This is a genomic window from Streptomyces sp. DSM 15324 (genome assembly GCF_001514285.1).
In the GTDB taxonomy this organism is placed as follows: Bacteria; Actinomycetota; Actinomycetes; order Streptomycetales; family Streptomycetaceae; genus Streptomyces.
In genome coordinates this window covers 299,017-311,170 of record NZ_KQ949034.1, presented here as the reverse complement: position 1 = coordinate 311,170, position 12,154 = coordinate 299,017, and the positions used below count along the sequence as shown (strand labels likewise).

The 12,154-nt window shown below is 69.3% G+C and carries 10 protein-coding genes and 2 pseudogenes; 9 read left to right on the top strand and 3 right to left on the bottom strand.

Annotation, left to right across the window (positions count from 1 at the left end; genetic code table 11):
* The 6 genes and pseudogenes from AQJ58_RS42955 to AQJ58_RS32750 all read left to right on the top strand — a co-directional run.
* Positions 1-156, top strand: a pseudogene (locus AQJ58_RS42955) (cell division protein FtsK); the annotation flags it as partial.
* Positions 153-350 carry a hypothetical protein gene (locus tag AQJ58_RS32770; RefSeq protein WP_067256719.1) on the top strand — a complete coding sequence of 66 codons (198 nt, stop codon included), beginning with the start codon at positions 153-155 and terminating at the stop codon, positions 348-350. The pseudogene AQJ58_RS42955 and the gene AQJ58_RS32770, both read left to right, overlap by 4 nt.
* A gap of 288 nt (positions 351-638) precedes the next feature.
* Positions 639-1,994: a replication initiator gene (locus tag AQJ58_RS32765; protein WP_067256760.1), complete on the top strand. Its 1,356-nt coding sequence runs from the start codon at positions 639-641 to the stop codon at positions 1,992-1,994.
* Positions 1,991-2,173, top strand: coding sequence for a helix-turn-helix domain-containing protein (locus AQJ58_RS32760; protein ID WP_067256717.1), 183 nt, complete (start codon positions 1,991-1,993; stop codon positions 2,171-2,173). Before AQJ58_RS32765 ends, AQJ58_RS32760 begins: the two co-directional genes overlap by 4 nt.
* Positions 2,174-2,227: 54 nt before the next feature.
* The gene (locus AQJ58_RS32755) at positions 2,228-3,445 is read left to right on the top strand and encodes a tyrosine-type recombinase/integrase (protein WP_067256715.1); all 1,218 of its coding nucleotides are present in this window, start codon (positions 2,228-2,230) and stop codon (positions 3,443-3,445) included.
* Between the two features lie 91 nt (positions 3,446-3,536).
* Positions 3,537-3,866, top strand: a pseudogene (locus AQJ58_RS32750) (phosphoribosyltransferase); the annotation flags it as partial.
* Positions 3,867-3,931: 65 nt separating this feature from the next.
* On the opposite strand, the gene AQJ58_RS32745 reads toward AQJ58_RS32750, so the two are convergent.
* The 3 genes from AQJ58_RS32745 to AQJ58_RS32735 all read right to left on the bottom strand — a co-directional run bounded on the left by AQJ58_RS32745 (position 3,932) and on the right by AQJ58_RS32735 (position 8,209).
* Positions 3,932-4,231 (bottom strand): hypothetical protein, encoded by a 300-nt coding sequence (locus AQJ58_RS32745; protein ID WP_067256713.1) that lies wholly within the window; start codon positions 4,229-4,231, stop codon positions 3,932-3,934.
* 321 nt (positions 4,232-4,552) lie between these two features.
* Positions 4,553-5,566, bottom strand: a complete 1,014-nt coding sequence (locus AQJ58_RS32740) for a Yip1 family protein (protein WP_079079376.1) — start codon at positions 5,564-5,566, stop codon at positions 4,553-4,555.
* Positions 5,567-5,926: 360 nt separating this feature from the next.
* On the bottom strand, positions 5,927-8,209 hold the full coding sequence (locus AQJ58_RS32735; RefSeq protein ID WP_067256708.1) for a heterodisulfide reductase-related iron-sulfur binding cluster: 2,283 nt from the start codon (positions 8,207-8,209) through the stop codon (positions 5,927-5,929).
* Between the two features lie 186 nt (positions 8,210-8,395).
* Between AQJ58_RS32735 and AQJ58_RS32730 the strand changes: the two genes are divergently transcribed.
* The 3 genes from AQJ58_RS32730 (at position 8,396) to grpE (ending at position 12,146) form a co-directional block, all read left to right on the top strand.
* Positions 8,396-9,562 carry an MraY family glycosyltransferase gene (locus tag AQJ58_RS32730; protein ID WP_067256706.1) on the top strand — a complete coding sequence of 389 codons (1,167 nt, stop codon included), beginning with the start codon at positions 8,396-8,398 and terminating at the stop codon, positions 9,560-9,562.
* A 95-nt stretch (positions 9,563-9,657) separates the two neighbouring features.
* Positions 9,658-11,493: a molecular chaperone DnaK gene (dnaK, locus tag AQJ58_RS32725; protein WP_067256705.1), complete on the top strand. Its 1,836-nt coding sequence runs from the start codon at positions 9,658-9,660 to the stop codon at positions 11,491-11,493.
* Positions 11,490-12,146, top strand: coding sequence for a nucleotide exchange factor GrpE (gene grpE, locus AQJ58_RS32720; RefSeq protein ID WP_067256703.1), 657 nt, complete (start codon positions 11,490-11,492; stop codon positions 12,144-12,146). The genes dnaK and grpE overlap by 4 nt, the downstream gene beginning before the upstream one ends.
* Positions 12,147-12,154 lie beyond the last annotated feature (8 nt).

Genomic DNA, 12,154 nt, shown 5'->3' with positions numbered 1-12,154 from the left:
GTCTGTACCGGCCCGGACGGCGGATGGAGCCGTGCCCGCTCCCACCTGACCCCCACGGATGAGGCCGTGGCCACGGCCCGGAAGTACGGCGCGATGACCCCGGAACTGTCCCTCGTCACCCGCGCTCTGGCGGCGCTGGAAGGAGAGTCGAAGTGATCAGCGAAGGTACGGCGTTCACGTTCGCGGTGATCTTCGGGATCATCACCGTCCTCCTCGTCCGCTCCCGCGACGTGCGCGCCTGGGAAGCGGTCTGCGTCGGCCTCTTCGGCGTCTACCTCGGCCAGACCCCGGTGATCTTCACCATCCACGGAATCGTGACCTGGTTCATCAGCGGCTTCTCCCACACCTGAGCAGAGAGGACACCCGACCATGCCCATGCCTCGCGTGAGGTGCCCCCACTGCAAGGGCGACGGCGCCCGCAAGACCTGGACCGGACGCATCCGGCGCTGCCGCATCTGCCGCGGTACCGGCACCATCCGCTGAGCCCCACCCGACCGCAAGGGAGCGATCCCCATGACCGACCCCGCGCCACCCGCCCCCATCCGTGCCGCTACGGCGGCCCACCCTGGAAGGTCACCACCATCACCCCGGAGTACACCCCGGCTGACCGGCGCGCCGCCCTCGACCGCGCGGCGCGCCTGCGTCAGCTTCCCGAAACGGACCGCGACGCCATACGCCTCGCCCAAGACCCGAGGTTCTCCCGCTGGCTGGAACAGATCACCGCAACCGGCGGATGCGCTCATCCTGTCCACCTCTCCGGCTCCACTACCACGCTGGACAGCGCGACGGGCGAGATCCTCCGCCACTACGACACCCGCGACGAACCCGGCGAACGTCTCCTCGTCCGCTGCCGCAACCGCCGCGCCACCATCTGCCCGGCCTGCTCCCGTCTCCATGCCGGAGACACCTACCATCTCGTACGCACGGGCCTCCTTGGCGGCAAGAACGTTCCCCCGGCCGTCCGCTACCGGCCTCGGCTGTTCGTCACGCTCACTGCCCCCTCCTTCGGCCCGGTCCACCGTGCCGGGGAACAGTGCCGACCCCGCCGAGATCGCCGCACCTGCGAGCACGGGCGCCCCCTCGGCTGCGCCACCGTCCACGCCCCAGATGCCCCGGTCGTCGGCCAACCGCTCTGCCCCGACTGCTACGACTACACAGCACACGTCCTGTGGCACGCGCACGCCTCCAAGCTGTGGGACCGCTTCGTGATCGACGTGAGGCGGCGGCTGGCCTCATCCGTCGGCCTCGTACAGTCCCGCTTCGCCGAACATGCCCGGCTGTCCTTCGCCCGCGTCGCTGAGTACCAGAAGCGCGCGGCCGTCCACGTCCATGCCGTCGTCCGCCTCGACGGGCCGAACGGATCCGACGACGAACCCCCGGCCTGGGGCACTGTGCAACTGCTCATCGATGCCGTACGCAAGTCGGCCCGGCGCGTCCTGGTCCACTCGTCCTACAGCCCGGCCGTGGGTGAGCGGGTCTTGCGCTGGGGTGAGCAGATTGACGCTCGGCCGCTGCGCACCGACGGTGACGGCCCCGATGACGACGCCGTGGCCGCGTACGTCGCCAAGTACGTGACCAAGGGAGCAAGCGAAACCGGCGCCGGCCTCGACTACCCACTCACCACCTGGGCCGATATCGAGTCGGCACACGTAAGCACCCACGTCCGCGCCCTCATCCGGGCCTGCTGGCGCCTCGGTGGCCTCCCCGAGTACGAACCCCTCCGCCTCCGCCCGTGGACCCACACGCTCGGCTACCGGGGCCACATCCTCACCAAATCCCGTGCCTACTCGACCACCTACGCGGCCCTGCGCGCTGAACGTGCCCACCACATGGGCCACACCGACACCCCCGACGCCATCACCGAGCACAACTGGCGCTACGTCGGCTCCGGCCACACCCCCGGCGCGGCTCTCATCGCGGCCGGAGTCGCCGAAGACCTCGCCCTCAACCGCGATGCCGTCCGAGACGAGTGCAAGGAGGCTGAGCGCGCATGAGAGGGGGCTCAAACCGGCTTCTGACGCCTGCTCAGACGGCCCAGTTCCTGGCCGTGTCCCTGCACACGCTCTACGGCAACTGGAGGGCGTGGGGGCTGACCGGCTACCGCGTCGGCAAGCATCTCCGCTTCCGGGAAAGGGACTTGGAATCTTGGTTAAGCAGACACGTCGTCAATTAGCGCGTATAGAATATTGGTGCTGAGTCAGCCAAGCGAAGAGGGGGAACCTCTGTCATGGGCTCGATCATCAAGCGGTGTGACTGTCCCGTCACGGCATGGGACCGGTGCCCGCATCCCTGGGTGACCCGCTGGCGTGAGCCTGGAGGCCGTTCGGGGCGGCAGCGAGAGAAATCCTTCGAGTCGGGCGCGACCGGCAAGAAGTTAGCTGCCAAGTGGGAACGCAAGGTCGAACGCGACAAGGACACCGGGTCGTACATCGACCCTGAGCAGTCCAAGCGGACGTTCGCCGACGTCTGGGACGAGTGGTTGAACGCGGGCTCGGACGAAGATCAGTTGGCGGTGTCCTCGCGCGCGCAGTACGTGAGCATCTACAAGAACCACTACGCCGAGTTCTTCGGTCCGCGCCCCATCGCCTCCATCACTGCCAGCGATATCACCAAGTGGGAGACGCTCCAGAAGGAGAAGGGGTACAAGCCGTACGGCATCCACACGCGCAAGGTCGTCCTTGCCTCGCTCTTCAAGTACGCCTGGACCGCCGAGATCATCCCGCGTAACCCGTGCAAGAAGGCGGAAGCACGCAAGCGCAAGGGACCGGCTTACCGGCCGATCGATCCGGCCGAAGTGCCGACGACCGGTGAGGTTGAGGCGATCTTCGAGGAGATCAAGCCCTATTACCGCTCGGTGGTCTGGAGCATGGCGGGGTGCGGTCTCCGGGTCGGTGAGGCCTTGGCGCTGTGTGAGCAGAAGTGGGAGCAGAACACTGGGTTCGTGAAGGTCAATGCCCAGCTCTCCACCTTCGGCGCGAATGACGGTGCGGGCCGCGGGACGGCGATCCGGGATGAGGTGAAGTGGTCCAGGACCGGCCGTAAGGTTCCGGTCCCGGAGATCACTGACGAAGCGTGGCGCGCCCACATCGCCACGTATGGCACCTGGGGCGACGAAGGATGGTTCTACGAGTCCGAGACGTACGCCAACCGTTTCCCGTCGCGGACGACCTTCGCCGACCGGTGGAACAAGGCGACTGAGGACGCGGGGCTGAAGCATCGGGGCCTCACTCCCAAGTCTCTCCGGCACTACTTCGCCTCGGTGGCGATCGCGGCCGGCGTCCCGCTCCCGGAGCTGGCAGTGTGGATGGGGCACGCCAGTAGCAAGACAACCGAACAGGTGTACATCCATCTCCTCCCGGGCGCGGAGGAGCGGATCAAGGGTGCTGTGGCGCGGGCAGTCGCCCGTGACCTGTCCGAGTCGCTGAGTCGGATCCGCACGGCGTAGCTGGTACTGACTCGGTCACACGTGCTGAGCTGGTGCTGAGTTGAGGCGCAATCGTCGGGCATATTGCCTGGTGATTGCGCCTCTGAACTTTAACGTCGAGTTCTACACCGGTGTAGGACAGACGCTCGACATGCCCGTCATGCTGGCGCCGGTCCCCAACGCGATCGACTTCACAGACAAGAAGGTGCTGATCGCCGACGACGTCGCCGACACCGGCAAGACGCTGAAGCTCGTCCATGACTTCTGCCTCGACCATGTCGCCGAGGTCCGCTCCGCCGTCATCTACGAGAAGTCGCAGTCCCTGGTGAAGTGCGAGTACGTCTGGAAGCGCACCGACGACTGGATCAACTTCCCGTGGAGCGTCCTGCCGGCGGTACGCAAGTCGGGGGAGCCGGTCACGCCGTCCACCGAGGCGCTCTGATCTGCCCGACCCGGACGACTCGACCGCCTCCCTCGGACGCCTCGGACGACTCGACCTCGGACCGCCTACCAGGAGCAGGCCATCCGGTCCGCCGACACCGGCCACTGGCCGGGCAGGCGGTCCGCCCGCCACGCGGCGAGCACCGCGGCCCGCGTCTCCTCGACCGACTCGACCGACTCGACCGACTCGATCCACTCGACCGACTCGGTCACAGCTACCGACTCGACCGACTCGATCCACTCGGCCGACTCGACCCACTCGACTGGTTCGGTCGCATCTGCCGACTCATCCGACTCGGTCACACCTACCGACTCCACGTCGACGGCGACGCCGTACTCCTGCTCCGCTTCCTTCTCCTCCGTCACGTCCCGCTCCCTCCCTCTCGACCCGTCACGATCATTCGGGTGCCCTGTCTCGTCCGGGCGTGAACACGATCCGCGCCGTCGGCTGCCGACGCCCCCCGCCGCGCCGGGTCCTGCGGAACGACTCCCGCCCATCAGGACCAGCGGACCGAGGCCCCCATCCGTCACCCCACCCCGGCCGGCAGGCCGCCGCCCGCAACCCGCAGAAACTGCGCTCCACCCCCGCTGGCTCGGCGCACATGACGCACATGACGCAGATGACAAAGGCCGGCCCTCACGTCCCGTACGGGCGTGAAAGGACCGGCCACAGGTGCGCGCGAAGCGCTAGAACGTGCCCAGCTTCACGATCGACAGCAGTGCGATCAGCTGGATCGCCGACGCGCCCAGCGCCTTCGGCCACGGCAGGTCGTGCGACTTGCTCACCATCATGGTCAGCAGCGCGCCCGCCGCGACCCAGGTCAACCACCCCAGGAGCTGCACGAACGTCGCGTCGCCGCCCGCGAACATCGCGACCAGCAGCCGCGGCGCGTCGGTCAGCGACATGATCAGCATCGACAGTCCGACCGTCGGCTGCCACGCGCCGTTCCCGCCGAGCTGGCGGGCCAGGGTGTGGGTGACGGCGCCCAGGACGAAGGAGCTGATCACCAGCGCGACGGCCGTCGTCAGGACGATCGGGATCGCGTTGGAGATGGTGGCCTTTATGGCGTCGTCACGGGTGTCGTCGAACCCGAAGACCGCGAGCAGGCCGTAGAGGAAGGTCACGACGAGGGCGGGGCCCCACACCGTGTAGTCGCGCATCCGCAGGAAGGTCTGGTTGGGGGACAGGACGATCCCGCGCAGCAGGTCCTTCCAGTGCAGCCGGGGCCCGACCGGCCCGGCGGGCGCGGGCGCACCCGCCTGGTACGTGCCGCCCTGGCTGAACTGCTGGTGGTCGTCGACCGAGAACGCCTGGGTGTGTCCCGGGTTGTTCGCCGCGTACGGGTCGTGCGGGGCGCCGCCGCCGAAGTACTCCGGTTCGTCGCTCCCGCCGCCGTTGCCCGACGGCCACTGACCGCTGCCGCCACCGCCGTACGGCGGCTGCTGCCCGCCACGGAACTGCGGCGGGTACGGCTGCTGCGCCGGCGGCGCGTAGCCGTGCGACGGTCCCGCGGGGCCCTGTTGGCCCTGCGGCGTCTGCTGCCCGTACGGAGGGTGTTGCGGTCGCGCTTGGGGGGCACGGTTGTCCCGGCCGCCACGTCCGATCCTGAATCCAGCCACGTCGTCGAACGTACCCGGTCCGACCGACGGACGTGCCGGAGCCGGCCTCCGGGGCCCCCCTTTGCGGCCGAGCTGTGACATCCCCTAAGGGATGTCATGGTGCTGTGTCAGTGGTACGTCGGGGGCGCCCGCGCAACCCAGTTGGGGGGAGAGAGAGAACGGGAGTCCCTGCGTGTGCGGGAGTTCGGCGGCTCTCGGCGCTCGGCGCGCTCGTGTGGCGTAGGGGGGCGGCGCGAGCCGTACCGGGGCGGTGCGGGGCTGTACGGGGGCGGTGCGGGGCCGTACGCGTGCGGCGCGGGGCCGTACCGAGGCGGTGCGGAGCCGTACGGCGGCCGTGCGCGGCCGTACGGGGGCGCACCGGCCGGTCCCGGTCCCAGGAACGTCGAACGCCCCCGTGCCGTCAGGTGAGGGCACAGGGGCGTTCGGTCTGGTGTGCGGCGGCTACTTCACCGGCTCGGGCTCCGGCTCGCTCTCCGTCTCCGCGGAGTCCTCCGGGTCCACGGGCGTCTTGACCGACTCCAGGAGGAGCTGGGCGACGTCCACGACCTGGATGGACTCCTTGGCCTTGCCGTCGTTCTTCTTGCCGTTCACGGAGTCGGTGAGCATGACGAGGCAGAACGGGCAGGCCGTGGAGACGATGTCGGGGTTCAGCGACAGGGCCTCGTCGACGCGCTCGTTGTTGATGCGCTTGCCGATCCGCTCCTCCATCCACATGCGCGCGCCACCGGCGCCGCAGCAGAAGCCGCGCTCCTTGTGGCGGTGCATCTCCTGCTGGCGCAGGCCGGGGACGGCGGTCATGATCTCGCGCGGGGGCGTGTAGATCTTGTTGTGGCGGCCCAGGTAGCAGGGGTCGTGGTAGGTGATGATGCCCTCGACCGCGGTCACCGGGATCAGCTTGCCCTCGTCGACGAGGTGCTGGAGCAGCTGGGTGTGGTGGATGACCTCGTAGTCGCCGCCGAGCTGCGGGTACTCGTTGCCGAGGGTGTTGAGGCAGTGCGGGCAGGTGGCGACGATCTTCTTGGCCGACTTCGGCTTGGCGGTCTCGGGGACGACCTTGCCGTCGTCGTCCGTCTCCTCGCCGAACGCCATGTTCAGCGCCATGACGTTCTCCATGCCGAGCTCCTGGAAGAGGGGCTCGTTGCCCAGGCGGCGGGCGGAGTCACCGGTGCACTTCTCGTCGCCGCCCATGATCGCGAACTTGACGCCCGCGATGTGCAGCAGCTCGGCGAAGGCCTTGGTGGTCTTCTTGGCGCGGTCCTCCAGGGCGCCGGCGCAGCCGACCCAGTAGAGGTACTCGACCTCGGAGAGGTCCTCGATGTCCTGGCCGACGACCGGCACCTCGAAGTCGACTTCCTTCGTCCACTCCAGGCGCTGCTTCTTGGCCAGGCCCCAGGGGTTGCCCTTCTTCTCCAGGTTCTTGAGCATCGTGCCCGCCTCGGACGGGAACGAGGACTCGATCATGACCTGGTAGCGGCGCATGTCGACGATGTGGTCGACGTGCTCGATGTCCACGGGGCACTGCTCGACACAGGCGCCGCAGGTGGTGCAGGACCACAGGACGTCGGGGTCGATGACGCCGTTCTCCTCGGCGGTGCCGATCAGCGGTCGCTCGGCCTCCGCCAGGGCGGCGGCGGGCACCCCGGCCAGCTGCTCCTCGGAGGCCTTCTCCTCGCCCTCCATGGTCTTGCCGCCGCCCGCGAGCAGGTAGGGCGCCTTGGCGTGGGCGTGGTCCCGCAGGGACATGATCAGCAGCTTGGGGGAGAGGGGCTTGCCGGTGTTCCAGGCGGGGCACTGCGACTGGCAGCGGCCGCACTCGGTGCAGGTGGAGAAGTCGAGCAGGCCCTTCCAGGAGAACTGCTCGACCTGGGAGACGCCGAAGACGTCGTCGTCACCGGGGTCGGTGAAGTCGATCGGCTTGCCGCCGGAGGTCATCGGCTGAAGGCCGCCGAGGGCCGTGCCGCCGGTCGCCTCGCGCTTGAACCAGATGTTCGGGAACGCGAGGAAGCGGTGCCAGGCGACGCCCATGTTGGTGTTGAGCGAGACCACGATCATCCAGACGAACGAGGTGCCGATCTTCACCGTCGCGGTGAGGTAGACCAGGTTCTGGAGGGTGGTGACGCCGAGGCCCTTGAAGGCCAGGACCAGGGGGTACGAGGCGAAGTACGCGGCCTCGTAGTGCTCCACGTGGTGGATCGCGCCCTCGAGGCCGCGCAGGGTGTAGATGGCGAGGCCGATGGTGAGGATGACGTACTCGACGAAGTACGCCTGGCCGGCCTTGGAGCCCGCGAAGCGGGACTTGCGGCCGGGGCGCGAGGGCAGGCTCAGCAGCCGGATCACGATCAGGACGGCGATGCCGAGGACGGTCATGACGCCGATGAACTCGATGTAGAGCTCGAAGGGCAGGAAGCCGCCGATGACGGGCAGGGTCCAGTCGGCCTGGAAGAGCTGGCCGAAGGCCTGCGCCAGGGTCGGCGGCAGGGTCAGGAAGCCGATCGCCACGAACCAGTGGGCGAAGCCCACGATGCCCCAGCGGTTCATCCGCGTGTGGCCGAGGAACTCCTTCACGAGCGTCACGCTGCGCGCGTAGGGGTTGTCGGTCCGGGAGCCGGCCGGAACCGGCTGGCCCAGTTTGAAGTACCGGACGAACTGACCGACGGCGCGTGCGAGCAGCGCGACGCCGACCACGGCCAGGACCAGCGACACGATGATCGCGGCGAGTTGCATGAGGGGGCTCCTCGGGCCTGCGAGGGTAAAATTACTAAGCGGTAACTTATGCAGTCCGTCTGAGACTACCCCCATACTGCGCTGCACTGTAGCGGGCGGCGGGGTGATCTGGATCGCTGAGGGTCGCCTCAGAGTCCGACCGTGTTATTCGTATCAAATTGGTGCATTTGTTACTAACTTATATTCGTGCTCTACGGGATCGCCGCCGCCACCACCGCCCTGCTGCTCTCCGCCGTCCTCGCCGGACTGCTGCGCGTGCCCGCCCTGCGTCTGGGGCTGGTCGAGCGGCGGCAGCGGCAGCGGCGCGTACCGCTGTCCGGGGGCCTCGCCGTCGTCCTCACCACCTGCCTCGTCGCGCTTGCTGGCGACCGCTGGGGGTACGCCCCGCTCGGCGACGGCGTCGGGGCGCTGCTGCCCGCCGCGGCCGCCGTGGCCGCACTGGGGCTGGTCGCGGACGTATGGCGGCTCAAGGCCCGCTTCCTCCTGCTCGGTACGGCGGTGGCGGCCGCCTTCGTCGTGCCCTACGGCGACACCGGCCCCTGGGCCGGGGCGCTCGCGGTCGTCTGGATCACCTTCGTGGCGCTCGCCTTCCGGTCCCTCGACCACGCCGACGGGGTGGCCGGCACGGTCGGGGTCGTCACCGCGTTCGGCGCGGCCGCGTGCGCCGCGCTGGAGGTGCTGGACGGGGTGGCCGTCCTGCTCAGCGTTCTCGCCGCCGCGCTCACCGGCTTCCTGATGCACAACTGGCCCCCCGCGCGCGTGGCGCTCGGCGCCTGCGGCTCGCTGTTCGCCGGGTTCCTGCTCGCGGCGGGCGCGGTCACCGCGCGCGCGGGCGGCGGCGCGGGTGAAGGGGCGGGGGTGCTGTTCGCCCTCACGGCGGTCGCCGCGGCCGACGCCGTCCTGGTGGCCGTGGCCCGGCGGCTGGCGGGGCGGCCCCTGCTGCGCGGCGGCCCCGACCATCTCGCGCACCGGCTGCGCCGGCTCGGGCTGACCCCGCAGGGGGCGGTCGTGGTGCTCGGCGCGGCGGCCTTCGCGGGGGTGCTCGTGGGGGCGCTCGTGCACACCGGCTGGGCGGGGCCGCGGGCGGTGTGGTGGGTGGCGGGCGGCGCCCTGGCCGTCGTCCTCGGGCTGCTGCGGGTCCCGGTGTACGGGCCGCCCCGCGCGCGGAGGAGCGCTTACGACGTCTCGCGCCCGCGTGGCGCACGGCGCCGCCCCCGGATGTCAAAGGCGCGGATGTACGGCCCCCGGCGTCAATCCGAGTCCCTTCCCGTACGCCCCGGATCGGGTGATCGCCGGGTCGGCCGAGAGGCGTCCGTGCAGGTCAGCGGCTCCTTGCGTGTAAGGAACGGATAAGAGTTGAGTGGATGTGACTCAGGTCTGTTGACCCAGCGGGGAGGGTCGTGCACACTTGAGTCCGTTCCACTCAAGTCAGCTGGAGGAAGATCACCATGGCACGTGCGGTCGGCATCGACCTGGGCACGACTAACTCCGTCGTCAGCGTTCTTGAAGGCGGCGAGCCCACCGTCATCACCAACGCCGAGGGTGCCCGGACCACGCCGTCCGTCGTCGCCTTCGCCAAGAACGGCGAGGTCCTCGTCGGCGAGGTCGCCAAGCGCCAGGCGGTCACGAACGTGGACCGCACCATCCGCTCGGTCAAGCGCCACATGGGCACCGACTGGAAGATCGAGCTGGACGGCAAGCCGTTCAACCCGCAGCAGATCTCCGCGTTCATCCTGCAGAAGCTCAAGCGCGACGCCGAGGCCTACCTGGGCGAGAAGGTGACCGACGCGGTCATCACCGTCCCGGCGTACTTCAACGACTCCGAGCGCCAGGCCACCAAGGAGGCCGGTGAGATCGCGGGCCTCAACGTCCTGCGCATCGTCAACGAGCCCACCGCGGCCGCGCTCGCCTACGGCCTCGACAAGGACGAGCAGATCATCCTCGTCTTCGACCTCGGTGGCGGCACCTTCGACGTGTCCCTCCTGGAGATCGGCGACGGCGTCGTCGAGGTGAAGGCCACCAACGGTGACAACCACCTCGGTGGTGACGACTGGGACCAGCGCGTCGTCGACTACCTGGTCAAGCAGTTCGCGGCCGGTCACGGCGTGGACCTCGGCAAGGACAAGATGGCGCTCCAGCGTCTGCGCGAGGCCGCCGAGAAGGCGAAGATCGAGCTGTCCTCCTCCACCGAGACCTCGATCAACCTGCCGTACATCACGGCGTCCGCCGAGGGCCCGCTGCACCTGGACGAGAAGCTCACCCGCGCCCAGTTCCAGCAGCTCACCGCGGACCTGCTCGAGCGCTGCAAGACCCCCTTCCACAACGTCATCAAGGACGCCGGCATCTCGCTCGCCGAGATCGACCACGTCGTCCTCGTCGGCGGCTCGACCCGTATGCCCGCCGTCGCCGAGCTCGTCAAGGAGCTGACCGGCGGCAAGGACGCCAACAAGGGCGTGAACCCGGACGAGGTCGTCGCCATCGGCGCGTCCCTCCAGGCCGGTGTCCTCAAGGGCGAGGTCAAGGACGTCCTGCTGCTCGACGTCACCCCGCTGTCCCTCGGCATCGAGACCAAGGGCGGCATCATGACCAAGCTCATCGAGCGCAACACCACGATCCCGACCAAGCGGTCCGAGATCTTCACGACGGCCGAGGACAACCAGCCGTCCGTGCAGATCCAGGTCTACCAGGGCGAGCGCGAGATCGCGGCGTACAACAAGAAGCTCGGCATGTTCGAGCTGACCGGTCTGCCCCCGGCGCCGCGCGGCGTCCCGCAGATCGAGGTCTCCTTCGACATCGACGCCAACGGCATCATGCACGTGACCGCGAAGGACCTGGGCACGGGCAAGGAGCAGAAGATGACCGTCACCGGCGGCTCCTCGCTGCCGAAGGACGAGGTCGACCGCATGCGCCAGGAGGCCGAGCAGTACGCGGACGAGGACCACCGCCGTCGCGAGGCCGCCGAGGCCCGCAACCAGGGTGAGCAGCTCGTCTACCAGACCGAGAAGTTCCTCAAGGACAACGAGGACAAGGTCCCCGGCGAGATCAAGACCGAGGTCGAGGGTGCCGTCGCCGAGCTGAAGGAGAAGCTCAAGGGCGAGGACACCGCCGAGATCCGCACCGCCACCGAGAAGGTCGCGGCCGTCTCGCAGAAGCTCGGCCAGGCCATGTACGCCGACGCCCAGGGCGCCCAGGCCACCGCCGGCGGTGCCGGTGAGGCCAAGGCCGACGACGACGTCGTGGACGCCGAGATCGTCGACGACGAGCGCAAGGACGGTGCCGCGTGACGGAGGAGACCCCGGGCTTCGAGGAGAAGCCCGACGTCCCCTCCGGCGCCACCTCCGACGACGCCGAGCCGAAGGCCGCCTCCGAGGAGGGGGCGGCCCCGGCCGGGGACGCGAACCAGACTGCCGCCCTGGTGGCCCAGCTGGACCAGGTGCGCACCGCGCTCGGCGAGCGCACCGCGGACCTCCAGCGGCTCCAGGCCGAGTACCAGAACTACCGCCGCCGGGTCGAGCGCGACCGGATCGCGGTCAAGGAGATCGCCGTCGCGAACCTCCTGACCGAGCTCCTGCCCGTGCTCGACGACATCGGCCGCGCGCGGGAACACGGCGAGTTCGTCGGCGGCTTCAAGTCGGTCGGCGAGTCGCTGGAGACCGTCGCGGCGAAGATGGGCCTGCAGCAGTTCGGCAAGGAGGGCGAGCCCTTCGACCCGACGATCCACGAGGCCCTGATGCACTCGTACGCGCCGGACGTCACCGAGACGACGTGCGTGGCGATTCTGCAGCCCGGGTATCGGATCGGCGAGCGCACCATCCGCCCCGCGCGGGTGGCCGTCGCCGAACCCCAGCCCGGCGCCCAGGCGGCCAAGGCCGAGTCCTCGGACCCGGCCCCCGGCGAGGCGGCGGACGAGAAGGACAACGGCCCTGAGGAGGGCTGACGTAGACA